This is a genomic window from Rhodobacter sp. NTK016B (genome assembly GCF_017303295.1).
GTDB lineage: Bacteria > Pseudomonadota > Alphaproteobacteria > Rhodobacterales > Rhodobacteraceae > Pararhodobacter.
Genome location: NZ_JAFKOK010000001.1, coordinates 395,336 through 418,441 on the forward strand (window position 1 = coordinate 395,336; position 23,106 = coordinate 418,441).

The window sequence follows — 23,106 nt, forward strand, 5'->3', positions numbered from 1 at the left end:
GCGCTGCGACGGCGGATAGGGGCACTTTATAGGGCCAGATCCTCAAGACAGCGGTCCCGCGCGCGCGCCGGGCACAGGGCTTTGGCACGGGGCTTTGTCCTACCGCCACATAAAGCAGAGCCCGGCTGTAGGGTGCGTGCTCTGCACGCACCATGCGCCAGACCTCAATCCGGCAGCGGGATGTATTCCTGATCGTCCCCCGGCGGCAGGTCAAACTGGCCCTTGCCCCAGCGGCCCTGACGCCATTGTTCCTTGGCCTCCTCGATCCGCTCTTTCGACGAACTCACGAAGTTCCACCACAGATAGCGCGGCCCGTTCAGCGTATCGCCGCCCAGCACAAGCAGCCGTGCGCCCGCCGCGCCCGCCTGCAGGGTAATCGCGTCGCCCGGACGGAACACCGCCATCTGCCCCGCGCTGATCTCCTGCCCGGCAACATGCACCGAGCCCGACAGGACGTGCAGCCCCCGATCCTCGTGCCCGTCGGGCATCGGCAGCTTGGCCTCGGCCTCGAGCCGGACATCGGCATAGAACACATCGCCAAAGGTCGATACCGGCGCCTGCGCGCCCCAGGCATGGCCCAGGATCACCCGTGCGCGCTTGCCCTCGGCATCGAGCAACGGCAGCACTTCCTTGCCGTGATGTTCGAAGGCCGGTTCCATTTCTTCCCGGTCCTCGGGCAGCGCCAGCCATGTCTGCACGCCGAACAGATCGTGGCGGCCCTGACGGCCCTGGGCATCGGTGCGCTCGGAATGGGTAATGCCGCGCCCCGCGATCATCCAGTTGACCTCGCCCGGATTGATCCGCTGATCCGTCCCGAGGCTGTCTTTATGGATGAAATGGCCGTCCAGCAGATAGGTCACCGTGCCCAGCCCGATATGCGGATGCGGGCGCACATCGATGCCCTCTCCGGTGATGAATTCGGCCGGTCCCATCTGATCGAAGAACACGAAAGGCCCCACCATGCGCCGGGCCGCCGCCGGAAGCGCGCGCCTGACCTCGAACCCGCCCAGATCGCGCGTTCGCGGGATGATCACGGTTTCAATCGCGTCGGGATCCGTGGTCAACGGACCGGGGTCGAAGGTGGGGTTCCAGCTCATCGTTGAGGCTCCTCTCTCGGGTCGTCTCCCTAAGATGGTGTTCCCGGCTTCGGCGGCAACAGATGCAGACAAGACCTGCGCCGTTGCACAGAGCGGTATCAGCGTCGGAACAGGCCGTTGGGCTGCGCGGGTGGCAAGGGCGCGGCGCCACGGCGGCGGACCACCGGGATCACCACCTGTGCGCTGGGATGAGGTGGCACGCCCCCGAAACGGCGCCAGAAGATCCGCCCGCCGCGCAGCCGCCAGGTGCGCGAGCACAGCGCGACGCCCGCAAGGAAGCCGCCGACATGCGCCCAGAAGGCCACGCCGCCATCGGCGGGCGTGGTCATGCCGCCCGCGACCTGTACGACGAACCATGCCCCCAGAAGCGCCCAGGCCGGCACCGCGACCACGCGCAGGCCGACCACATACCAGACCACCATTTCGACCCGTGCGCGGGGGAACATCAGCAGATACCCCCCCATCACGCCCGCCACCGCGCCCGAGGCCCCTGCGATGGCCACCATGCTGGACGGTTCGGCCAGCACCTGCAGCGCGAAGGCGATGAGCCCGCAGGCGAGATAAAACAACCCGAAGCGCAAAGACCCCAGCTCGGCTTCCAGATTGTCGCCGAAGACGCGCAGGAACAGCATGTTGAGCGCCAGATGAAACCAGCCGCCATGTACGAACATCGCCGTAAACGGGGTCACAAGCCCCCTGCCGCTGAGAAACCGGTCCGGGATCAGGCCCCAATCGTGATAGATCCGCGCGATCGAGGCGTCCGTGCCGAGTGGATAGAACGCCGCAAAGACCAGCACATTGGCGATAATCACCGCCCAGGTCACATAGGGCACACACCCCGACGGGTTACGGTCACGAAACGGCAGCATGGCAAAGGGGATGCGCGACGCGCGCGCATCCGTCAAGCCGCCGATGCGTCAACAAGCAGTTGCGCGTTTCCGCCCGATGCCGTCGTGTCGATGCACAGATGCCGCTCGGTCAGGGCATGGGCCGCGTCGGGCATCGCTGTGATCAGCGGCAGGATCGCCCCTTTGCGCCGGGCCAGGGCCTGCGTATAGCCGCGCGCGGTGTCGTCATCGCCCCACCAGACAACGCCCGAGAATCCCTGCGCCGTCTCAAGCCACGCGGCCGGAACCGAGCCGCCCGCCTCGACCGCCGCGCCGCCCGCCGCACGGATCGCCGTCGCCTGCGCCGCTTCGGCTTGCGCCCCCGGCCCGAGGCACAGGACGGCCGCGCGCGAATGCAGGCTCAGCCGGTTGGATTCGCCCGTCGGTCCAGGCATGTCATGCACGGCAACCGGCTCTTGCGGGACCGGCGCGGCCAGCGCGCGTTCCAGCGCCTTCAGATCCGCCGCGCCCGTATCCGTGCCCATACCCGTGACCGTAGCGCCCGCCGGGGCCGCCAGTCGCGGCACATAATCCGGACCGCCCGCTTTCGGGCCGGTACCCGACAGCCCCTCGCCGCCGAAGGGCTGGCTGCCAACCACCGCGCCGATCTGGTTGCGGTTGACGTAGAGATTGCCCACGCGCATGGCCTCGACCACCTCCTGCACGCGGTTGTCGATCCGCGTGTGAAGCCCGAAGGTCAGCCCGTAGCCGCGCGCATTGACCGCCGCCATCACCTTTGGCAGATCGCGGCCCCTGAAGCGCGCGACATGCAGGACCGGGCCAAAGATCTCGCGCGGCAGATCGTCGATGCCGTTCACCTCGATCACCACCGGCGCCACGAAATGCCCCGAACCCGGCGCACGCAGCTCGTACAGGACGCGACCCGCCTTGCGCGCCTCGGCGACATAGGCGCGGATCTCGCGCGCGGCATCGGCGTCGATCACCGGGCCCACATCGGTGGACAGGTGCCACGGATCGCCCATCACCAGCGCCTCCATCGCGCCGCCCAGCATTTCCAGCATATGACCCGCCACGTCCTCTTGCACATAGAGGCAGCGCAGGGCCGAGCAGCGCTGGCCCGCCGACTGGAAGGCCGAGGCGACGATATCGCGCACCGCCTGTTCGGGCAGCGCTGTCGAATCCACCACCATCGCGTTCAGCCCGCCGGTTTCCGCGATCAGCGGCGCGCCGGGGGCCAGATTGTCGGCCATCGCCCGGCGGATCGCCTGCGCGGTGTCGGTCGAGCCGGTGAACACCACCCCGTCGACGCGCGGGTCCGAGGTCAGCGCGGCGCCCACCTCGGCGCCTTCGCCCGGCAGGAATTGCAGCACCTCGCGCGGCACGCCCGCTTCATGCATCAGCGCCACGGCATGGGCGGCGATCAGCGGCGTCTGCTCGGCGGGTTTCGCCAGCACCGCGTTGCCCGCAGCCATCGCCCCGGCGATCTGGCCGGTGAAGATGGCCAGCGGGAAGTTCCACGGCGAGATGCAGACGACACGTCCGCGCGGTGCCATGTCCGAGGTGATGCAGGCGGCATAGTAATGCAGGAAATCGACCGCCTCGCGGACCTCGCCCACGCAATCGAGATGGGTCTTGCCCGCCTCGCGCGCGAGCAGCGCGAAGAACCGACCGAAATCGCGCTCGTACAGCGTGGCTATGCGCACCAGCACTGCCGCGCGCTCTTCGGGCGAAGCGTCCCAGACCTTGGCGGCCCCCAAAGCGGCCTCGACGTCAGCACGGCTGGCCTGCGTCACGCGGCCCACCCGCTCGCCGGGCCGCGCCGGGTTCAGCGCATCGACCGCTGCGCCGCCCTGTGCGGGCACGGCGAGCAGCGGCGCGGCTTCGAAATGCTCGATCCCGAAGGGCTGGCGCGCGGCCTCGATCGCAGCGAGATCCGGCGCGGCGGTCAGGTCCCAGCCGCGTGAATTGGCGCGCTCGGGGCGGAACAGGTCGGGCCCGGTGGTCAGCGCGAAGGGTTTGTGCGCGGCCAGCGGATCGGGGACCACATCCTCGGGCGGCACGCTGTCATCGACGATGCGGTTGACAAAGGAACTGTTCGCGCCGTTCTCAAGCAGGCGCCGCACCAGATAGGCCAGCAGGTCGCGATGCGCCCCCACGGGCGCATAGATCCGGCAGCGCGTGCGTTCGGCTTCCAGCACGATGTCATGCAGGCTTTCGCCCATGCCGTGCAGGCGCTGGAACTCGAACGCGTCGCGCGGCAGGCCGTCAGCCATTTCCAGCACGGTGGCGACCGAATGCGCGTTATGGGTGGCGAATTGCGGATAGATGCGATCAGTCATGCCCAGAAGCTTGCGCGCATTCGCCATGTAGGAAATGTCGGTCGCGGTCTTGGCGGTGAAAACCGGGAAACCGGGCAGGCCCATCACCTGTGCGCGCTTGACCTCGGTATCCCAGTACGCGCCCTTGACCAGCCGCAGCATCAGGCGACGGTCGAGCCGCGTGGCCTCGGCATAGAGCCAGTCGATCATTGCGCCGGCGCGCGGCCCGTAGGCCTGCACGACGACGCCGAACCCGTCCCAGCCTTCGAGCGCCGGATCGGCCAGCACGGCGGCGATCACGTCGCGCGACAGGACCAGACGATCCTGTTCCTCGGCATCGATATTGAAGCCCATGCCGCGCTTGGCAGCCATGCGCGCCAGTTTCGTCACGCGCGGCACGAGGTCTTCCATCACCTGCTCGCGCTGCGCTTCCTCGTAGCGCGGATGCAGCGCCGACAGCTTGACCGAGATGCCCGGATTGGCCTTGACGTTCTGCCCCTTGCAGCCCTTGCCGATTGCCTCGATCGCGCGGGCATAGGCGTCGAGATAGCGCAGCGCGTCGGCCTCGGTGCGCGCGGCCTCGCCCAGCATGTCGTAGGAATAGGCGTAGCCCCGCGCCTCCATCCCCTGCGCGCGGTTCATCGCCGACTGGATCGTCTCGCCCAGCACGAACTGACGGCCCATCTCCTTCATCGCCCGGCCCACCGCGGTGCGGATCACCGGCTCGCCCAGACGCTTCACGGCGCCCCGCAAATGCCCGGCAATGCCCGGCTCGCGTTCGTCGAGAACCCGGCCCGTCAGCATCAGCGCCCAGGTCGAGGCATTGACCAGCGACGAGGCCGAATGTCCCAGATGCTTGCCCCAGTCCGAGGGCGCGATCTTGTCTTCGATCAGCGCATCCATGGTGGCCGCATCGGGGACGCGCAGCAGCGCCTCGGCCAGACACATCAGCGCGATCCCCTCTTCCGTCGACAGGCCGTATTCGGCAAGGAAGACCTCCATCAGGCCGGGCTTCGCGCCCTCACGGATCTCGCGCACCAGCGCCACGGCGCGGTCGTGAACCCGCGCGCGCGCCGCGTCGTCGAGCGCCATATCGGCGGCAAGACGGCTGACCAGCGTTTCTTCGTTGGATGGAATGGGGTCGAGAAGGGGATCCATGCTCATGGGACAACCTGCGTGAAATAAGGAAAAGGGCCAAGAGACGTTGGCCCCATAATATCGCGATTGCGGCTCGCGTTCTTCCCGAATACGGTCGCGCCGCAGGCAAATACGCCGATTTTCGGCAGAAAGGCGGGAACATGAACCGCGACGATCTCGACAGTTTCGACCACGCAATCCTGCGGCTGATGCAGCAGCAGGGACGGATCAGCGTCACGGAACTGGCCAATCGAATCAGCCTGTCGAAATCGCCCACGCAGGCGCGGCTGCGGCGGCTTGAGCGCGAGGGATTCATTACCGGTTATCAGGCGCGGCTGGATCATCATCGGCTGGGACAGGCGCATGTGGCCTTCGTCGAGGTGAAACTGTCCGATACCCGCGAGGCGGCGTTGACGGCCTTTAACAAGGCGGTGCTGCAAACGCCCGAGATCGAGGAATGCCACATGATCGCAGGGGCGTTCGACTATCTGCTGAAGGTGCGCTCGCAGGATATCCTCGATTATCGCCGGACGCTGGCCGAACGGATCTCGGCGCTGCCGCATGTCTCGTCGACCTCGACGCATGTCGCGATGGAATCGGTCAAGGAAGGCGGGCGCTGAGGGGCATCGAGCCCCTCGGCGCCCGGAGGGGACTCACGCGCCCCCTCCGGACCTCCCCCTCTGGACCTCCTCGGCGGATATTTGCGGATTAAAGATGCCGCTCAGCGATCAAAGCGGGCCGCGAGACGGTTGCGCGCTTCGGGCAAAGGTTTCGAGCCCAGCGCAGGCGCCAGCACGTCCCGCAGGAAATGGCCGGTGGTGCGCAGGCCCTGCGCCATCTGCGCGCGGTCCTCGGGCGCGGTGGCGTCGAGCAAAAGCGGCGGAAGCGGAAGCAGGCGGTCGGCGTAGTCGCCCGCACCTTCGCGCGTGACGGCCCGGCCGGTGCGGGGCGAGACATGGGTCAGCCCGTCCACCGCCCCCGTCACTGCACAGGCCGAGAAGTCGAGCCCGTAGCCCGTTTCCTCGAGCAGCGAACGTTCCCACAGAAGATAGGCGCCGAACCAGCGATCCCCCCCGGCCAGCCGGTCGAGCAGATGAGTGGTGAGCGCGTGCAGGCGCGGATGCGGATCGCGTTCGGGCAGCGCGAAGACCAGAAGCGCGCAGAGGGCGTTGAGCGCGGCGAGACGCTCGGCATCGGTCAGGATCGCCGCCGCCCGTTCGCGCGCGGGTTCGACGGTGAAATTGCCCAGATGATCGTCGAGCCGCGCGCGCCAGCTCAGCGCCAGCGTGTTGCCCGGCTGCAGGATCGGCGTCAGCTTGCGCGAGACGCCACCGCGCACGACGCCGCGATGCAGCCCTTGTTCGGCGGTGAAGACCTCGATGATCGCCGCGCTCTCGCCATGCAGGCGCGTGCCGAGCATAAGCCCTTCACCCGCCCAGTCCATTCACAGCGCCCGCCAGCCGATATCGCGGCGGCAGAAGCCCTGCGGCCAGTCGATTGCATCGACCATCGCATAGGCCCGCTGATGCGCCTCGGCCAACGTCGCGCCGCGCGCGGTGACGTTGAGCACACGACCGCCATTGGCCACCACCCGCCCGTGATCGCCCCTCGTGCCCGCATGGAAGACCATGTTGAAGCTGTCCTCGGGCAGCGCGTCGAGGCCCTTGATCTCGGTGCCTTTCTCATAGCTGCCGGGATAGCCCCCGGCGGCCATGACCACGGTCATCGCGTGATCCCCGGCCCAGTTGACGCGGGCCTCGGACAGACGCCCCTCGGCGCAGGCGAGCAGCAGGTCGAGCGCCTGCGCGCCCAGCCGCATCATCAGCACCTGACATTCCGGGTCGCCGAAGCGGACATTGTATTCCACGAGCCGCGCGCGCCCGTCCTTGATCATCAGACCGGCATAGAGCACGCCCTGATAGGGCGCGCCGCGCCTGGCCATCTCGGCCATGGTCGGGCGCACGATCTCGTCGAGCGCCTGCTGCGCGATGGCGTCGGTCAGAACCGGTGCGGGCGAATAGGCGCCCATGCCGCCGGTATTGGGGCCGGTATCGCCCTCGCCCACGCGTTTGTGGTCCTGTGCGGTGCCGATGGGCAGACAGGTCTCGCCATCGACGAGGACGAAGAACGAGGCTTCCTCGCCCTCCATGAATTCCTCGATCACCACTTCGGCGCCTGCGTCTCCGAAGGCCCCGCCAAAGATCTCGTCCAGACCGGCCAGCGCTTCATCGAGTGTCATCGCCACGATCACGCCCTTGCCCGCAGCCAGACCGTCGGCCTTGACGACAATGGGCGCGCCTTGCTCGCGTACATAGGCTTTCGCGGCCTCACGCTCGGTGAACCGCGCATAGCCCGCCGTGGGGGCATTCGCCGCATCGCAGATTTCCTTGGTGAAGGCTTTCGAGGCTTCGAGCCGCGCCGCCGCGCCCGAGGGGCCGAAACACAGGATGCCCGCATCGCGCAGCGCGTCTGCGACACCGGCAGCCAGCGGGGCTTCGGGGCCGATCACCACGAAATCGATGGCGTTTTCCTCGCAGAAGGTCACCACGGCCGAGCCATCCTCGGCATCGAGCGTCGCGCATTCGGCAATCGCGGCGATACCCGCATTGCCCGGCGCGGCGATCAGCTTGTCGCATTTCGGGTTCTGCTTGATCGCCCAGGCCAGCGCGTGTTCGCGCCCGCCGCCGCCGAGGATGAGGATGTTCATGCCGCCCGCCTGTTCCTGTCGCGCCCGTAAAGACTGAAAGTCAGCGCGCTTGTAAGCGGGTTGCTTGCCTGTCTCAAGGCGTTTGCGCTTAAGCGGACGCGCGGCCCTCGCCCGTCCCGCCTTCCGCCCGCCGCTATGGCGCGCTAGATTGCCCGCATGGATCTGATCGACGACGAAGAACCGACCCCGGGCGGTGCCTCAAACGCGCATGATTTCACCGTGTCCGAGCTGTCGGGCAAGGTGAAGCGCACGCTGGAAGACGAATTCGGCCGCATCCGGGTGCGTGGCGAGGTCGGACGCGTGGTTCTGGCGCGCACGGGTCACATGTACTTCGACCTGAAAGACGACCGTGCGGTGATCGCCTCGGTTTCGTGGAAGGGGCAGGTCGCGCGCATGGCGGTGCGGCCCGAGGAAGGGATGGAGGTCATCGCCACCGGGCGGCTGACCACCTATGCGCCGCAATCCAAGTACCAGCTTCAGGTCGAGAATGTCGAACCGGCGGGCGCGGGCGCGCTGATGGCAATGCTGGAAGCGCGCCGCAAGAAGCTGGCCGCCGAGGGGCTGTTCGATACCGGCCGCAAGCGCCCGGTTCCCTTTCTGCCGCAGGTGATCGGTGTCATCACCTCGCCCTCGGGGGCGGTGATCCGCGACATCCTGCACCGGCTGGCCGACCGTTTCCCGCGCCGGGTCATCGTCTGGCCGGTCGCCGTTCAGGGCGAGCGTTGCCCGGCGGATGTGGTCCGCGCCATCGAGGGATTCAACGCGCTCAAGCCCGGCGGCCCCGTGCCGCGCCCCGATGTGCTGATCGTCGCGCGCGGTGGGGGCTCGATCGAGGATCTGTGGGGTTTCAACGACGAGGCCGTGGTGCGCGCCGCCGCCGCATCGGATATTCCGCTGATCTCGGCTGTGGGGCACGAGACGGATACCACGCTGATCGACCATGCCGCCGATCTGCGCGCGCCCACGCCCACCGCGGCGGCGGAACTGGCGGTGCCGGTGCGCGCCGACCTGATGGCGCATGTGGCCAATCTGGGCGCGCGGCTGCACCGCGCGGGCACCCATGCCACCCAGCAGCGCGCGCAGCGCCTGCGCGACCTTGCGCGCGCCCTGCCCCGCCCGGATGCGCTGATCGCTACGCCGGTGCAGCGGCTCGACCGGGCCTCGGACCGGTTCGCGGGCTCTTTGCGGGCGCTTGCGCAGCGCAAGGCGCTTGAGCTCAACCGCGCGGGCGCGGGCTTGCGCCCCGGCGCGCTGCGCGCCAAGCTTGACCAACGCGGCGAGCGGCTGGAGCAATCCGCAAGCCGCCTTGCCCCCGCGCTGACGCAAAGCGTCGCGCGCAAATCCGAGCGGCTGACGACCCCGCGCTTTGCCCAGCGCGCGCGGGCTGCCGTGACCCGCCACGCCCGCGATGCCGCCGAGGCGCTGAAAGCGCTCGACCGGATGCACCGGTCGCTCAGCTACGAACAGACGCTGGCGCGGGGCTTTGCGGTAATCCGGGGGGCCGAGGGTGCGCCGTTGACCAGCGCCGAAACCGCCCGCGCACTGCCGCAGATCACCGTCGAGATGCGCGATGGCCGGTTCGAAGCCCTGCCGGTGGGCGATGCACCGAAGCCGAAGAAACCGCGCGCGCGGACGGCCGAGGCCGAGGCGCAGACGGGACGCCCGAAACCGCCGAGCCAGGGCTCGCTGTTCTGAGGCTGCGCCGGCGCGATCCCCCTCGCGCGGGCGCCCCTGATCCGCAAAATGCCCGAACTCTCAGCGCGAATGCCCATCGAAGCGGCACCGGGCCCTGCCCCGGGCGCGCGCCCCTTTACCCTTGTCGTCAAGACGTTACACTCGTCCCAAGCCGTTCAGGACCGGGAGAGACCCCATTCCCAAAGCCGCCGCCACCAGCCTGCGCACGCGCGTGTACACCCTGCTCGCGCAGATCTATCCCGATCACGATGCCGGCGCGCTCACCCGTGACGTGATCGCCGCTTTCTGGCCCGAGGGGCATCCCCGTCGCCAGCGTCCGCGCCGCCCGTCGAACAACCTGTGGTCCGAAGCCGACGCCATGGTCATCACCTATGGCAACACGATCTCGGATGGCAGCCACAAGCCGCTGGACCTGCTGCACGATTTCCTCGAACGGAATCTGAGCGGCGCGGTCAACGGCGTGCATATCCTGCCGTTCTTTCCCTATACCTCCGATGACGGCTTCGCGGTCACGGACTATTACAAGGTCGATGCCTCGCTGGGCGACTGGAGTGACATCCGCCGGATCGGCAAGGATTTCCACCTGATGTCGGACATGGTGCTGAACCATGTCAGCAGTCAGGGCACGTGGTTCAACGACTACCTGCAGGGCAAGGCGCCCTATGACCGGTTCTTCAAGGAAGCCTCGCCCGAGGACGATCTGTCCGACGTCGTCCGCCCCCGCACCACGCCCCTGCTGCGCGAGGTCGAGACCGCGACCGGCCCGCGCCATGTCTGGTGCACCTTCAGCCACGATCAGGTCGATCTGGATTTCCACAACCCCGAGGTGCTGCTGGAGATCCTCCGCATCCTGCGCTTCCATATCGATCAGGGCGTGCGCACGATCCGGCTGGATGCGGTGGCCTTCGTGTGGAAGGAAATCGGTTCGCCCTCGATCCACCTGCCGCAGACCCATGCGATCGTCAAACTGATGCGGGTGCTGGCCGATTTTGCGCAGGAGAAGGTCATCCTGCTGACCGAAACCAACGTCCCCAAGACCGAGAACCTGTCCTATTTCGGGCGCCGGGACGAAGCGCATATGGTCTATAACTTCCCGCTGCCGCCTCTGGTGCTGCATGCGCTTCTGTCGGGCAATGTGCGCTACCTGCGGCGCTGGCTGCGCTCAATGCCGCCCGCGCCGCTGGGTTGTGCGTATTTCAACTTCACCGCCTCGCATGACGGGATCGGGATGCGCCCGGTCGAAGGCATCCTGCCCGCCGAAGAGATCGCGCAGATCATCGACACGGTGGAAGAGGTCGGCGGCCTTGTGTCGATGCGCGCCCTCGCGGGTGGTGGGCAATCGGTCTACGAGATCAACTGCGCCTATTACGATGCGATGACCAAGACCTTCGGCGGCGAGACGGCGCTCAGGATCGAACGGTTCCTGTGTTCGCAAAGCATCGTCATGTCGCTTGAGGGGATGCCCGCTTTTTACCTGCATTCGATGATCGGCACGCCCAACGACCACGAGGCCGTGACCCGGCGCGGCATGAACCGGGCGATCAACCGCCACCGCTGGCATTATCCCGCGCTGCAAGACCGGCTGGCCGATCCCGAAAGCGATCAGGCGCGGGTGCTGGGCGAATTGACGCGGCGGCTGAAGATCCGCGCGCGGCAGGCCGCGTTTCATCCCAATGCCACGCAGTTGACGCTGCAGCTTGATGACCAGCTTCTGGGCGTCTGGCGTCAGTCGCTGGATCGGCGGCAATCCATCTTCGCGCTGCACAACGTCTCGGCCGAAGCGGTCGAGCTGGACGCCTATGCGCTCAACCTCATCGACGACGAGGAATGGTACGACCTGCTCTCGGGCGAGCCCATCGACGCCGATGGCATGATCCCGATGGCCCCCTATCAGGTCCGCTGGATCACCAACGACGCCGGTTGAGCCCGCTCAGACCGCGCGGTCCGGCTCGCTGTCGGCCATGTCGGCAGCGACGGCGGTGCGGAAATCGCTCAGGAATGCCGGATCGGCGGCGTGGACGAGGTTCCAGTTCGGAATGAAGGGCAGTTCCTGCGGGTTCTCCAGAAAGATCTGCCCGGCCTGAACGATGTTCTCGGCAAAAAGCTGGATCGAACGTTCCTCGGCCGGACGGTCGAAATCCAGCCCGTTCATCTGCGCGTCGTGCGAATAGGTTTCCAGCAAATCCAGCGCGCGGCGGTAATAAGTGGCCTTGAGCGTCCGGAAGATGTTGGGCGACAGCACCTTCCCGTCCGCCGCCAGCTTGCGGAAGATCGCCTTGCAGATATCCAGCGACATGCGGTTCAGCCCGGTCACCGAATCCGCCGCCGACAGGTCCTGATGCTTGTGATCGTAGACATCGGCGATTTCCACCTGACAGACCGCGCGCGGCCCCAGATTGCGCCAGGCTTCCGACAGAACCCCGATCTCCAGCCCCCAGTCCGAGGGCATCCGCAGATCGGGCAGCGACGCGGTGCGCATCGCGAATTCGCCCGATAGCGGATAGCGGAAGGCGCGCAGGTAATCGATATATTCGCTGTCCCCCAGCACTTTCTTCAGGGAAATCAGCAGCGGGCTGACAAGGTTGCGCGTGACCCGCCCGCCCAGACGGTTATTGCCGATGCGCGGGTAGAAGCCCTTGGACATCTGATAGGGAAAGGCCGGATGCGCCACCGGGAAGACCAGCCGCGACAGCATCTCGCGCTTGTAGGTGACGATGTCGCAATCATGGATCGCCATCACGGCGCTGTCGGCGCAGGCGATCAGATAGCCGATGCAGGTCCAGACATTGCGCCCCTTCCCCGGCTCGATCGGGCCCAGCCCGTGCGGCTCAAGCCGCTCCATCAGCGCCTTCATGCGCGGCCCGTCATTCCAGATCACGACGTGGTTTTGCGGCAGGCGGGCGAAGAATTGACGCGCATGGCGAAACTGCTCTTCGCTGGCGGCATCGAGGCCGATGATGATGCGGTGCAGGTATTTCACCTTAGACAGCTCATCGAGGATGTTCTGCAGCGCCGGACCTTCGAGTTCCGTGAACAGCGAGGGCAGGATCAGGCTGATCTTGCGTGTCTGCGCGAAAGTCGCCAGCCGGTACTCCAGCTCGTCGAGCGAGCGCGTGCGCAGGTTGTGAAACTGGGCGATATTGCCGTTCTGGTGAAAGTCAGCCATCCGCCGCTCCTGATAGTTCCGGCCGCGCCAGAAGCCTGGCCATGCCTTCGGTCCATCCCGCCGGACCCTCGGCGCGCGTGCGCAGGATCCGGCCCTTTTCTTTCCCCGGCCCGTCTTCCGCCGCCCGGTCTTCCCCCGGCAAAGGCGGCAGCCCCGGCCCGTGATCGTTGCGCACGACGATGCCGTAATCGGCGCGCGCCAGCATCTCGGCATCGTTGGGCGCATCGCCCAGAGCCACCGTCACCTCGGGCGCATAGCGGTCGATCAGAGCCTCCATCTGTGCGGCCTTGGTGCCGCCGAAACTGAGCGTCAGGAACCGCCCGCCGCGCCGCGCCTGAATGCCGTGTTCGGCCAACGCCGACAGGAACCCGTCAAGTTGTGCTTCGGTTCCCTGCCACAACCCCGGCTCGGAATGCGCACGTGTCCGGGCCTTTCTGGCCGCCCCGGGCGACAATCCGGTGACATCGGCGACGCCCGCGTCGTCCATGTCGCCGAAGCCCAGAAAGGGGGCGTTCAGCGTCTGCAGCACCGCGCGGATGCGCCGGTAATCGCGGTCGTCGAAGCTGCCGTCATACAAGGCGGCCCCGTTTTCGACGATGGCGGGGCAATCGCCCAGTCCCAGCCGATCCTGCCATTCTGCGATTTCGGCCCCGGTCTTGGACGAGGCCAGAACCACCACCGCCCCCATCGCCCTGAGCCGCGCCAGCATCGGCAGTGCAGGCGTGTAATCGTAGGTCTGATGGTCCAGCAGCGTGCCGTCCAGATCGGTGAATATCAGGAATCTCAAAGGGTCCACCGTGATTGTGCAGGCCAGCCTATCGCCGGGCGGCGGGCGCGGGAAGCGCAGAACGGCAAAGGGGCGCCTGCGTCACCGTTCCTGCCCGCGCCGCAGGCAGCTGCGCGATTGCGCGGCAGGCTTCCTTCCCCCCGCCCCTTGGATTAGGGTCGCGCCATGACAAACGCCTCTCCTGCCTTGACTTTCTCCGACGATCAGGCCGCCGCCTGGGATGCGCTGGCCGAGCTTCTGTCCAAGGCCGGGGTCGATCTGGCCGACGAAACCCTGATGCCCCCCGATCCCGATGGCGACGGCGCGGTGATGGCGGTGCTGGGCAAGGCGGGGTCGGGCAAAACCATGCTGCTGGCCCAGTTGACCAAGGCGCTGTCTGCGGCGGGTGTGGAAACCGTCAGCGGCGATTACGAGGGCAAGCGGCGCAAGGAACGGCGCACGCTGGCCATCCTTGCCCCCACCAACAAGGCGGCGTCCGTCCTGCGCAATCGCGGCGTGCCCGCGACGACGATCCACCGCATTCTCTATACCCCGGTCTATGACCCGGAATACGAGAAGATCGCCGAATGGCTGGAAGGCAACGCGTCGAAGCCCGAGATCGAAGATCTGACCGAAACCGCCCTCGACCGCGCCAAGGCGTTCTACGAGACGGTCAAGTCGATCCCCGGCGCGCTGGCCGCAGCCGGTCTGCGCGGATCGGATTTCATCAAGGGCTGGAAACGGCGCGAAGATCCGCTGGATATCGGTTTCGTCGACGAAAGCTCGATGCTGGATGCGCGGCAGATGGCAGATCTGCAGGAGATCTTCCAAACCCTCGTCCTGTTCGGTGATCCCGCGCAGCTGGCGCCAGTGGGCCAGTCGGGCGAAATGGTCTTCGACACGCTGCCCGCAAAACAGAAGCTGGAACTGCACCGCGTTCACCGGCAGGCCGATGACAACCCGATTCTGGACCTCGCCCATGCGCTGGCCGATCCCGATCTGAGTTTCGAGCAATTCGAGCGCATGATCGAAGACGCCGCGCAGCGCGATGACCGCGTCGTCTGGGCCGGGCGGGTCGAAAGCGCGCTGATGGCGCGTTCGCCGGTGCTGGTCTGGCGCAATGCCACGCGGATCCGGCTGATCCACGCCTTTCGCGCCGCCCATGGCGCGCCCGAGACCGAGCTGTTGCCGGGCGAGCCGTTGATCTGCGATGGGCTGGAACTGCCGCTCAAGCACCGCAAGCGCCGGATCGATCTGGAAGCGCGCGGGCTGATCAAGGGCGCGCAGTGCATCTATCTTGGCCCCGGCTCGAAACCCGGCTTCTCGCGCTTGCATGTGATGGGGGCCGAGGAACCGCGCCTGTCGGCGGCGTCGATCGTGAAGATCGAGCGCGAGGGCGAGGAAGAACCCTTCATCCCCTTCGCCGCGACGATGGGGGCTGCGTTCCTGCACGGGGCGGCGGTGACGATCCACAAGGCGCAGGGCAGCCAGTGGCGCGACGTGCAGGTTTTCGCACCCGATCTTTATGCGGCCGCGCGCGCGGGCCGCAACGAAGCCGGCATTCCGCTGTGGAAGCGGCTGGCCTATGTCGCCATCACCCGCGCCGAGCACCGGCTTCACTGGGTCGTGCGCAACCGGCTGGCGCGGCCCGACGGGCCCCTGCGAATCGATGACCTGGCCCAACCGGCGGCGCCCCTTACCCTGCAGGTCCAGGAACCGTAACCCCCTAAAGCAGTGTTCTGAAACCGACTTTTTTGGGCATTCATGTCGCTTTTGGGTTTCGGTAAGGTTAACGGACTTGTTACCCATGGGAAGAGCCGGCTGTGACATTCGACCGCAGTTGGCCCCAACCATGGCAAAAAGGAGGGACAACATGTTTTCAAGGATCATGGTCCCCGTGGACCTGACGCACCTTGAGCAACTGGAAAAGGCCCTGACCGTCAGCGAGGAACTCGCCCGGACCTATGGCGCCGAGATCGTCTACGTTTCGGTCACCGCCGAAATGCCCACGAAGATCGCCCACAATCCCAAAGAGTTCGCCCAAAAGCTTGAAGCTTTCTCGGCGGGCCGCCCGGGTAACAGCTCGACCAAGAGCTACGCGGCGCACGATCCGGCGATCGACATGGACAAGACGCTGCTCAAGGCAATCGACGATACCGGCGCCGACCTTGTGGTTATGGCGTCGCACAAGCCCGGCATCGCCGATTTTTTCTGGGGATCGCATGGCGGCTCGCTGGCCGCGCATACCAGCGTGTCGGTCTTCGTCGTTCGCTGACTTCCCCCGTCCAGCGCGCGCCAAAAGGCCCGCGTAACGACCCAAACGACCCGTCTCACGGACCCGTCTTCAATACAGGACGTTCCCTTGCAACAGGCCGCATCCCGTATGCGGCGTATGATACAAAACAACAGGAGATCATGCATGTCAGACAGTACTGACAGCGAAGCGATCCCGGCTCCCGAGGGACCTTCGGATATCATCGACACCGATTACGAGATCGGTCAGAACAACATTCAACCTTTCGGTCTGGACATCCACAACCCGGTCTTCCTGATCTCGGGACTGACGGTTGTGGCCTTCGTGATCGTCACGCTGGCCTTCCAGACGCAGGTCGAACCGGCTTTCTCGGCGATGCGGGGCTTTCTGACCTCGAAGCTCGACTGGTTCTTCCTGATTGCGGGCAACATCTTCGTGCTCGTCTGCCTTGGCCTTCTGGTCTCGCCGCTGGGCAAGGTCCGCATCGGCGGCGTCGATGCCACCCCCGATTACGGCTATATCGGCTGGTTCGCGATGCTCTTCGCCGCAGGCATGGGCATCGGCCTGATGTTCTTCGGGGTGCTCGAGCCTGTTTACTACTTCGGCACGCCGTGGGGCGATCAGCCGCTGGGCAATGACCTTGGCATCGTGGACGGCGTGCTTGCCGATCCCGCGACCGTCGAGGCTGCGCGCTCGATGGCGATGGCGTCGACCATGTACCACTGGGGCCTGCACCCGTGGGCAATGTATGCCGTGGTCGCACTGGCGCTGGCGCTCTTTGCCTTCAACAAGGGCCTGCCGCTGACCATGCGCTCGATCTTCTACCCGATCTTCGGCGAGCGGATCTGGGGCTGGCCGGGCCATATCATCGACATCCTCGCGGTTCTGGCCACGCTGTTCGGTCTGGCCACGTCGCTGGGCTTCGGTGCGCAACAGGCCTCGGCCGGTATCGGCTTCGTGTTCGGTGTCGACGGCATCAACGACACGGTCACCGTTTCGGTCTTCCTGATAGCCGGCATCACCGCGATCGCGCTGATCTCGGTGCTGCGCGGGCTCGACGGCGGCGTGAAGCTGCTGTCCGAGATCAACATGGGCCTTGCTGCCGTGCTGCTGCTCTTCGTGATCTTCGTCGGTCCGACGATGACGCTGGTCAGCCAGTTCTTCAGCAATATCGGCGCCTATTTCGCCGACCTGATCCCGCTGTCGAACCCGATCGGGCGTGAAGACGACGGCTTCCGTCAGGGCTGGACCGCGTTCTACTGGGCGTGGTGGATCAGCTGGTCGCCGTTCGTCGGTATGTTCATTGCCCGCGTCAGCCGCGGCCGCACCGTGCGTGAGTTCATCACCTGCGTGCTGCTGATCCCGACGGCGGTGTCGATGATCTGGATGACCACGTTCGGCGGCACCGCCATCGAACAGATCATCGAGCATGCGACGGACAGCGCCGTCTACGGCTATGTCATCGAGAACTACGTGCCCGAACTGTCGCTGTTCGGCATGCTCTCGGAACTGCCGCTGGCGCAGGTCACGTCGGTCATCGGCATCGTGCTGGTCATCGTGTTCTTCGTCACCTCGTCGGATTCCGGTTCGCTGGTGATCGACACGATCACCGCCGGCGGCAAGGTCGACGCCCCGGTCGCGCAGCGCGTGTTCTGGTGCGTGTTCGAAGGGCTGGTCGCGGCGGCACTGCTGATCGGTGGCGGCCTTGTGGCGCTACAGGCGATGGCGGTTTCCACGGGCTTCCCGTTCGCCATCGTGCTGCTGCTCGGGTGTTGGGCGCTGGTCAAGGGCCTGATGGCCGAGCCGCGCGGCTAACGCGCCGACACTGGCACCATGAAAAGACGGGGCGGCAGGATCACCTGCCGCCCCGTTTGCGTTCACGCCCCCAGCGCGTGGGCCAGTTCGTCAAAGGCTGCGCGGTTGGCGCAGAAGGTCAGCGTCGCGGTATCGACCGGCTCGTCGTGATCCTCGCGCGCCATGAAGCGATGACAGGTTCCCAGATCCGTGCAGCCGTTGCAGCGGCCCAGAACCTCGTGCCAGACGCGGCGATCGGCCATCAGTTCGGACGAGGTCAGGCCGAACAGCCGCGCCATCTCGGTCACGCGGGCGGGCACGTCATCAGGCAGCGCAGCCAGTTGCAGAGCCTCGGTCCGGGTCACGCCCATATCCGCCAGATCGGCATCGCTCATCGCCTTGATGTCGTGCAGGTCGCGGCTCAGCCGGAACATGCGCAGGAAACCCTCGATCATCGTTCTTCCTCCTTGATGGCCCTCCTTGGCCGTGACGCGATGCCCCACAGGTCTTTTGCCTGCCTGTTCTGCCTCGCCCGCAGCCTGCCCCGATGCGCCGCGCGATACCTTGATCTGGCGCAAATCCGGGGATAGCCCTTGGCGATGATCCGTGCCTTTCTCGCCCTGCCGGTGCCCGACGACATCCGCCTGCGCCTGTCCGCGCTGCAACACCGGCTGCCCCTGCCCCGGCCCGTGCCGCTTGAGAACTTTCACATCACGCTGGTCTTTCTCGACAAACAGCCCGAGCCACTGCTCGAAGATCTGCATCACGCGATCGAAACCATGCGCCTTGCGGCACCACTTTTGCGGCTCGACGGGCTGGGCAGTTTCGGTGGCAACGAGCCGGACGCCGTCCATGCCTGCGTCGCGCCCGATGCACGGATGAGCGCGCTGCACACCAAGCTCAGCCGCGCCGCGCGCGAGGCCGGGATCCCGGTCAAGGCGCGCAAATTCGTGCCCCACATCACGCTGGGCCGCCTGCGCAAGCACGAGGTCGGCCCCGAAACGCTGGCCCGAGCGATAGGCGCGCTGGGCGAGGTCACGTCACAGCCGTGGCTGGCCGAGACGCTGGTGCTCTACCGCTCGACCCTGCGCGCCGACGGGCCGGTCTACGATCCGCTGGCGGAATACCGGCTTGGGGGCTGAGCCACCCGCTTGCGCCCACCCCGCCGCCCGGCCTAACCTGCGGCCAATCACAGGAGTCCCCCATGAATTGCGTCTTCGTCCAGTTCCGCTGCACGCCCGGCAAGACCTACGAGGTCGCCACCGCGATCTACGACCGCGAGATCGTATCCGAGCTGTTCTCGACCTCGGGCGACTGGGACCTGATCGCCAAGATCTACATCCCCGGCGACGCCGATGTCGGCCATTACCTGAGCGAGAAGCTGTTCGATGTCCCCGACATCGTGCGCACGCTCACCACCATGACCTTCAAGGCGTTCTGAGCGATGCCGGTCATCGCCATCACCGGCGCCAGCGCCGGGATCGGGCGCGCGACGGCTGAACTGTTCCTGTCCAAAGGCTGGGAGGTCGCGCTGCTCGCCCGTCGCGCCGATGCGCTGGCCGAGGTTGCGGACGAGCATCAGACCGCCCTTCCCCTGCCCTGCGACGTCACCGACGAAGACGCGGTCGCGTCGGCCTTTGACGCCATCGCCCGGCGTTTCGGGCGGCTCGATGTGCTGTTCAACAATGCGGGCCGCATGTTGCCCGGCCAGCTGATCGACGAGATGTCAGTGGCCGACTGGCGCGGCATGGTCGACGTCAACCTGACCGGCATGTTCCTGTGCGCCCGCGCCGCTTTCGGCCAGATGCGGCGGCAGGACCCAATGGGCGGGCGGATCATCAACAACGGCTCGGTCAGCGCCCATGCGCCGCGTCCGGGCTCAGTCGCCTATACCGCGACCAAGCACGCGGTGACGGGACTGACCAAGACGCTGGCGCTGGATGGCCGCCCCTTCGACATCGCGGCGGGACAGATCGATATCGGCAATGTGCGCACCGAACTGGCCGCGCAGATCGCCAAGGGCATGCCGCAGGCCGACGGTTCGGTCCGCGCCGAGCCGATGATGGACCTGCCGCAGGTGGCCGAGGCCGTGCTGCACATGGCCAGCCAGCCCAAGGGCGCCAACATCCCCTTCCTGTCGATCATGGCCACCAACATGCCGTGGCTGGGCCGGGGCTGACCTCAGCGCCGGAATAAAACGACGACGGGCGGCGACCAAATCCGCCCGCGCCGGGAACCGGACGGCCCCGAGACGGGTTATCCCTTCACACAATTCCCCGGAGTGACCGCCATGAAACCGCTAATCCCGCTTCTCATCGTCGCCGCAGCGCTTCTGTCGGCCTGCGAAACCGTTCAGGGCGCCGGCCGCGACCTGCAATCCGCGGGCCACGCCGTCAGCAGCGGCGCGCAACAGGTCCAGAACGATCTGTAACAGGCGTTCCCGCGCTTTAAGCGATAACCAACCGACCCGCGCCGGCCCCCTTCGGGCCGGTGCTTGTCGTTCGGCACAGCCGTCAGGTTTTAGGATTGCCGGATCAGCCGGAACACGGCCGAGGCGCCCCAGCCCGCGATCAGCGCGATGACCAGCGCCAGAACGCCGTAGACGAAGGGCTGTTCATAGGCCAGCTCATACAGCCAACGCTCCAGCCCGTCCTTGCGCACGAAAATCGCCGTGCGGTACTGGCTGACCACCTGTCCGCTTTGAACCAGATACATCCGTGTCGTATAGGCGCCCTCGGTCAGATTGGCCGGAAGCCGGACATTGGCGCGAAACAGGATGCCTTCATCGACATGGACGAAGCGGTCCAGCGTCATGAAATGCGCCGAGCGTTCGCGGATCCGCAGAAGCGCCTCGGCGAACAGCAGCGCTTCGGGCGAGCCATCGCCCGCCTGCTCGGCGCGGATCGCCTGCCGGGGCGAAATGCGATAGGTCTGGTCTTCTTCGGGCGTCAGGATCTCTTCAAGAGGCGCGCTGGTCGCCACCGCGTAGAAGGACGGCACCGAGGCCAGCAGCACCGAATCCACGTTCATCCAGATGCCTGCGACCCGGTCCTTGCGCCAGACCTCGGTCCGCTGGCGGGGGCCTTCGATCACCACAACGACGTCGAAATCCTCAAGCCCCGCCGCTTCGGCCTCGGCCTCGGCCAGAACCTCGTCGGCACTGCGGCGGATGGCGCCGAAGATCAGGATCTCGGACCCCGAGAAATTCGCCGTCAGCGAGACCCGGTTCTGGCTGAGCGCACCGATGATTTCGCTCGCGCCCAGCGGCAGTGTGCCCAGCATCAACAACAATCCGGCCAGCAGCGCGCGTGCCATCACAGGCCCCCCGCGATGGTGATCGAATACAGCTCGTCCGGGCGGATCAGCAGGTCGAGCGCGACCTTGATACAGACCATCAGCACCAGAAGCGCCAGCAGGATGCGCAATTGCTCGGCCTTCAGCCGCAGCCCGATCTGCGTGCCCAGCTGCGCGCCGATCACACCGCCCATGATCAGGAATGTGGCCAGCATGATATCGACGCTGTGCCCGGTCACGGCATGCATGATCGTCGTGTAGGCGGTGGTAAAGATGATCTGGAACAGCGACGTGCCGACGACCACCTTGGTGGGCATCCCCAGCAGGTAGATCATCGCCGGCACCATGATGAAGCCGCCGCCCACACCCATCACGGCCGACAGTACGCCCACCGCCGCACCGACCAGAATCGGGGGAATGACGCTGATATACAGGCCCGAGACGCGGAATTTCATCTTGAAGGGCAGCGCGTGCACCCATGTGTGCTGGTGCAGCTTTCGCCGCTTCGCGCCAGCCTTCTTGGTGCGGTACCACGCGCGCAGGCTTTCTTGCAGCATCAGCGCGCCGACCACGCCCAGAAACAGCACGTAGCTGAGCTGCACGGCCAGATCGACCTGCCCCAGAGCGCTGAGCCAGCGAAACAGGATGATCCCGAGCGACGATCCGATGAGACCGCCAGCCAGCAACACGCTTCCCATCTTCAGATCGACGGTCTTGCGCCGCAGATGCGCCAGCACGCCGGAGATGGACGAGGCCACGACCTGATTCGCTCCGGTTGCGACGGCCACGGCGGGCGGGATGCCGATGAAGAACAACAGGGGGGTGATCAGAAAGCCGCCGCCCACCCCGAACATGCCCGACAGCATGCCCACGCCCGCGCCAACCCCCAGAAGGGTAAAGAGGTTCGTCGAGACCTCGGCAATGGGCAGGTAGATCAACATGGCTTTGAATAGGATAAAGCCCCTGTCCTTAACAGGGGCTTTTCCATGAAATTTAGGTATCGCGAATACAAATCTGTTATACCCCCCGCCCGCTGCATGATGTGCGGGCGGGAGAAGGACGCTCAGCGCTCCTTGACGTAGGGTTCGCCGCCGGCGCGAGGCGGGATCGCCTTGCCGACGAAACCGGCCAGAATGATCACCGTCAGGATATAGGGCAGCGCCGTCATGAACTGGTTGGGAAGCGTGATGAAGCCCAGATCCAGGTTCGGCCAGCGGTTCGCGATCGCCTCGAGCGCGCCGAACAGCAGCACCGCGAACAGCGCCTGCCAGGGCCGCCACTTGGCGAAGATCAGCGCCGCCAGCGCGATATAGCCCCGGCCTGCCGACATCTCGCGCACGAAACCCGCCGCAAGCGAGGTCGACAGATAGGACCCGCCGATACCGCACAGAACGCCCGCGATCAGGATGGCGTAATAGCGCAGCCGCACGACCGAGATGCCCGCGGTATCGACCGCCGCCGGGTTTTCTCCGACCGCGCGCATCCGCAGCCCGAAGCGCGAGCGGTAAAGCACCCACCACGTCGCCGGCACCGCCAGCAGACCCACGAAGACGAGGATCGAGTTGCCCGACAGGATCTGGCTGTAGAGCGGCCCCAGCACCGGTACATCCGCCACCGCATCGGCGAAAGGCAGTTGCAGCGGCGGGAAGCGCCCCTCGCCCATCAGCGACGGCGTGCGCCCGCCCTGCCGGAACCAGCTTTGCGCGATGACGACGCTCATCCCCGAGGCAAGGAAGTTGATCGCCACGCCCGAGATCAGCTGATTGCCCCGGAAGGTGATCGACGCGATGCCGTGGATGAGCGAGAACACGACCGAGGCCGCGATCCCCGCCAACAGGCCCAGCCATGCCGAGCCGGTAACAAAAGCGATTGCAGCCGAGAAGAAGGCCGCGATCAGCAGTTTCCCTTCCAGACCGATATCGACGATGCCCGCGCGCTCGGAAAACAGCCCGGCGAGACAGGCGAACAGCAGGGGCGTCGCCAGCCGCAGCGTCGATTCAAGGATCTGGACGATGGTTGCAAGATCCATG

Annotated in this window: 21 protein-coding genes; 10 read left to right on the plus strand and 11 right to left on the minus strand. The window is 66.3% G+C overall.

The features are described from left to right. Positions 1 to 164 precede the first annotated feature (164 nt). The 3 genes from JI664_RS01980 to putA form a co-directional block, all read right to left on the minus strand. Complete coding sequence (locus tag JI664_RS01980) at positions 165 to 1,097, minus strand: pirin family protein (protein ID WP_207012014.1); 933 nt, start codon at positions 1,095 to 1,097, stop codon at positions 165 to 167. A gap of 98 nt (positions 1,098 to 1,195) precedes the next feature. Continuing rightward, the gene (locus JI664_RS01985) at positions 1,196 to 2,002 is read right to left on the minus strand and encodes a rhomboid family intramembrane serine protease (protein ID WP_349768668.1); all 807 of its coding nucleotides are present in this window, start codon (positions 2,000 to 2,002) and stop codon (positions 1,196 to 1,198) included. Further along, positions 1,999 to 5,427: a bifunctional proline dehydrogenase/L-glutamate gamma-semialdehyde dehydrogenase PutA gene (gene putA / locus JI664_RS01990; RefSeq protein ID WP_207012015.1), complete on the minus strand. Its 3,429-nt coding sequence runs from the start codon at positions 5,425 to 5,427 to the stop codon at positions 1,999 to 2,001. Before putA ends, JI664_RS01985 begins: the two co-directional genes overlap by 4 nt. Before the next feature lie 134 nt (positions 5,428 to 5,561). On the opposite strand from putA, the gene JI664_RS01995 reads away from it, so the two are divergent. Beyond that, positions 5,562 to 6,020: an Lrp/AsnC family transcriptional regulator gene (locus tag JI664_RS01995; RefSeq protein WP_207012016.1), complete on the plus strand. Its 459-nt coding sequence runs from the start codon at positions 5,562 to 5,564 to the stop codon at positions 6,018 to 6,020. 101 nt (positions 6,021 to 6,121) lie between these two features. Here the strand turns inward: JI664_RS01995 and recO are convergent, their stop codons facing one another. Both recO and purD read right to left on the minus strand, forming a co-directional pair. Next, on the minus strand, positions 6,122 to 6,844 hold the full coding sequence (gene recO, locus JI664_RS02000; protein ID WP_207012017.1) for a DNA repair protein RecO: 723 nt from the start codon (positions 6,842 to 6,844) through the stop codon (positions 6,122 to 6,124). Further along, positions 6,845 to 8,107 carry a phosphoribosylamine--glycine ligase gene (purD, locus tag JI664_RS02005; protein ID WP_207012018.1) on the minus strand — a complete coding sequence of 421 codons (1,263 nt, stop codon included), beginning with the start codon at positions 8,105 to 8,107 and terminating at the stop codon, positions 6,845 to 6,847. It abuts the gene before it with no gap. 156 nt (positions 8,108 to 8,263) lie between these two features. On the opposite strand from purD, the gene xseA reads away from it, so the two are divergent. Beyond that, positions 8,264 to 9,802 (plus strand): exodeoxyribonuclease VII large subunit, encoded by a 1,539-nt coding sequence (gene xseA, locus JI664_RS02010; RefSeq protein WP_207012019.1) that lies wholly within the window; start codon positions 8,264 to 8,266, stop codon positions 9,800 to 9,802. Positions 9,803 to 10,013: 211 nt separating this feature from the next. Beyond that, on the plus strand, positions 10,014 to 11,726 hold the full coding sequence (locus JI664_RS02015; protein ID WP_349768669.1) for a sugar phosphorylase: 1,713 nt from the start codon (positions 10,014 to 10,016) through the stop codon (positions 11,724 to 11,726). A gap of 6 nt (positions 11,727 to 11,732) precedes the next feature. On the opposite strand, the gene JI664_RS02020 is transcribed toward JI664_RS02015, so the two are convergent. Both JI664_RS02020 and JI664_RS02025 read right to left on the minus strand, forming a co-directional pair. Further along, positions 11,733 to 12,968 carry a glycosyl transferase gene (locus tag JI664_RS02020; protein ID WP_207012020.1) on the minus strand — a complete coding sequence of 412 codons (1,236 nt, stop codon included), beginning with the start codon at positions 12,966 to 12,968 and terminating at the stop codon, positions 11,733 to 11,735. Then, a complete protein-coding gene (locus tag JI664_RS02025) occupies positions 12,961 to 13,764 on the minus strand; it encodes an HAD-IIB family hydrolase (protein ID WP_349768670.1) in 804 nt (267 codons plus the stop codon). Before JI664_RS02025 ends, JI664_RS02020 begins: the two co-directional genes overlap by 8 nt. A 156-nt stretch (positions 13,765 to 13,920) precedes the next feature. On the opposite strand from JI664_RS02025, the gene JI664_RS02030 reads away from it, so the two are divergent. The 3 genes from JI664_RS02030 (at position 13,921) to JI664_RS02040 (ending at position 17,803) form a co-directional block, all read left to right on the plus strand. After that, entirely contained in the window at positions 13,921 to 15,456 is a 1,536-nt protein-coding gene (locus tag JI664_RS02030) for an ATP-dependent DNA helicase (protein WP_207012022.1), read from the plus strand. 151 nt (positions 15,457 to 15,607) lie between these two features. Then, positions 15,608 to 16,009 carry a universal stress protein gene (locus tag JI664_RS02035; protein WP_207012023.1) on the plus strand — a complete coding sequence of 134 codons (402 nt, stop codon included), beginning with the start codon at positions 15,608 to 15,610 and terminating at the stop codon, positions 16,007 to 16,009. Positions 16,010 to 16,153: 144 nt separating this feature from the next. Continuing rightward, entirely contained in the window at positions 16,154 to 17,803 is a 1,650-nt protein-coding gene (locus JI664_RS02040) for a BCCT family transporter (RefSeq protein ID WP_207012024.1), read from the plus strand. Between the two features lie 62 nt (positions 17,804 to 17,865). Here the strand turns inward: JI664_RS02040 and JI664_RS02045 are convergent, their stop codons facing one another. Beyond that, positions 17,866 to 18,237 (minus strand): DUF6455 family protein, encoded by a 372-nt coding sequence (locus JI664_RS02045; RefSeq protein WP_207012025.1) that lies wholly within the window; start codon positions 18,235 to 18,237, stop codon positions 17,866 to 17,868. A 144-nt stretch (positions 18,238 to 18,381) separates the two neighbouring features. Between JI664_RS02045 and thpR the strand changes: the two genes are divergently transcribed. From thpR to JI664_RS02065, 4 genes are all read left to right on the plus strand, one after another. Next, positions 18,382 to 18,924 carry an RNA 2',3'-cyclic phosphodiesterase gene (gene thpR, locus JI664_RS02050; RefSeq protein ID WP_286173787.1) on the plus strand — a complete coding sequence of 181 codons (543 nt, stop codon included), beginning with the start codon at positions 18,382 to 18,384 and terminating at the stop codon, positions 18,922 to 18,924. 62 nt (positions 18,925 to 18,986) lie between these two features. Next, positions 18,987 to 19,223, plus strand: a complete 237-nt coding sequence (locus tag JI664_RS02055) for an Lrp/AsnC ligand binding domain-containing protein (RefSeq protein WP_207012027.1) — start codon at positions 18,987 to 18,989, stop codon at positions 19,221 to 19,223. 3 nt (positions 19,224 to 19,226) lie between these two features. After that, positions 19,227 to 19,961 (plus strand): SDR family oxidoreductase, encoded by a 735-nt coding sequence (locus JI664_RS02060; protein ID WP_207012028.1) that lies wholly within the window; start codon positions 19,227 to 19,229, stop codon positions 19,959 to 19,961. Between the two features lie 111 nt (positions 19,962 to 20,072). After that, positions 20,073 to 20,213, plus strand: coding sequence for an entericidin A/B family lipoprotein (locus JI664_RS02065; protein ID WP_207012029.1), 141 nt, complete (start codon positions 20,073 to 20,075; stop codon positions 20,211 to 20,213). Positions 20,214 to 20,302: 89 nt separating this feature from the next. Here the strand turns inward: JI664_RS02065 and JI664_RS02070 are convergent, their stop codons facing one another. The 3 genes from JI664_RS02070 to JI664_RS02080 form a co-directional block, all read right to left on the minus strand. Next, entirely contained in the window at positions 20,303 to 21,097 is a 795-nt protein-coding gene (locus JI664_RS02070; RefSeq protein WP_207012030.1) for a TIGR02186 family protein, read from the minus strand. Next, entirely contained in the window at positions 21,097 to 22,017 is a 921-nt protein-coding gene (locus JI664_RS02075; RefSeq protein ID WP_207012031.1) for a sulfite exporter TauE/SafE family protein, read from the minus strand. Before JI664_RS02075 ends, JI664_RS02070 begins: the two co-directional genes overlap by 1 nt. 122 nt (positions 22,018 to 22,139) lie before the next feature. After that, a complete protein-coding gene (locus JI664_RS02080) occupies positions 22,140 to 23,105 on the minus strand; it encodes an ABC transporter permease (RefSeq protein WP_207012032.1) in 966 nt (321 codons plus the stop codon). Position 23,106: the final 1 nt, after the last annotated feature.

Coding starts and splice junctions, on each gene's coding strand:
- JI664_RS01980 (WP_207012014.1), bottom strand. CDS start 1,097: ATGAGCTGGAACCCCACCTTCGACCCCGGTCCGTTGACCACGGATCCC.
- putA (WP_207012015.1), bottom strand. CDS start 5,427: ATGAGCATGGATCCCCTTCTCGACCCCATTCCATCCAACGAAGAAACG.
- JI664_RS01995 (WP_207012016.1), top strand. CDS start 5,562: ATGAACCGCGACGATCTCGACAGTTTCGACCACGCAATCCTGCGGCTG.
- recO (WP_207012017.1), bottom strand. CDS start 6,844: ATGGACTGGGCGGGTGAAGGGCTTATGCTCGGCACGCGCCTGCATGGC.
- purD (WP_207012018.1), bottom strand. CDS start 8,107: ATGAACATCCTCATCCTCGGCGGCGGCGGGCGCGAACACGCGCTGGCC.
- xseA (WP_207012019.1), top strand. CDS start 8,264: ATGGATCTGATCGACGACGAAGAACCGACCCCGGGCGGTGCCTCAAAC.
- JI664_RS02020 (WP_207012020.1), bottom strand. CDS start 12,968: ATGGCTGACTTTCACCAGAACGGCAATATCGCCCAGTTTCACAACCTG.
- JI664_RS02030 (WP_207012022.1), top strand. CDS start 13,921: ATGACAAACGCCTCTCCTGCCTTGACTTTCTCCGACGATCAGGCCGCC.
- JI664_RS02035 (WP_207012023.1), top strand. CDS start 15,608: ATGTTTTCAAGGATCATGGTCCCCGTGGACCTGACGCACCTTGAGCAA.
- JI664_RS02040 (WP_207012024.1), top strand. CDS start 16,154: ATGTCAGACAGTACTGACAGCGAAGCGATCCCGGCTCCCGAGGGACCT.
- JI664_RS02045 (WP_207012025.1), bottom strand. CDS start 18,237: ATGATCGAGGGTTTCCTGCGCATGTTCCGGCTGAGCCGCGACCTGCAC.
- thpR (WP_286173787.1), top strand. CDS start 18,382: ATGATCCGTGCCTTTCTCGCCCTGCCGGTGCCCGACGACATCCGCCTG.
- JI664_RS02055 (WP_207012027.1), top strand. CDS start 18,987: ATGAATTGCGTCTTCGTCCAGTTCCGCTGCACGCCCGGCAAGACCTAC.
- JI664_RS02060 (WP_207012028.1), top strand. CDS start 19,227: ATGCCGGTCATCGCCATCACCGGCGCCAGCGCCGGGATCGGGCGCGCG.
- JI664_RS02065 (WP_207012029.1), top strand. CDS start 20,073: ATGAAACCGCTAATCCCGCTTCTCATCGTCGCCGCAGCGCTTCTGTCG.
- JI664_RS02070 (WP_207012030.1), bottom strand. CDS start 21,097: ATGGCACGCGCGCTGCTGGCCGGATTGTTGTTGATGCTGGGCACACTG.
- JI664_RS02075 (WP_207012031.1), bottom strand. CDS start 22,017: ATGTTGATCTACCTGCCCATTGCCGAGGTCTCGACGAACCTCTTTACC.
- JI664_RS02080 (WP_207012032.1), bottom strand. CDS start 23,105: ATGGATCTTGCAACCATCGTCCAGATCCTTGAATCGACGCTGCGGCTG.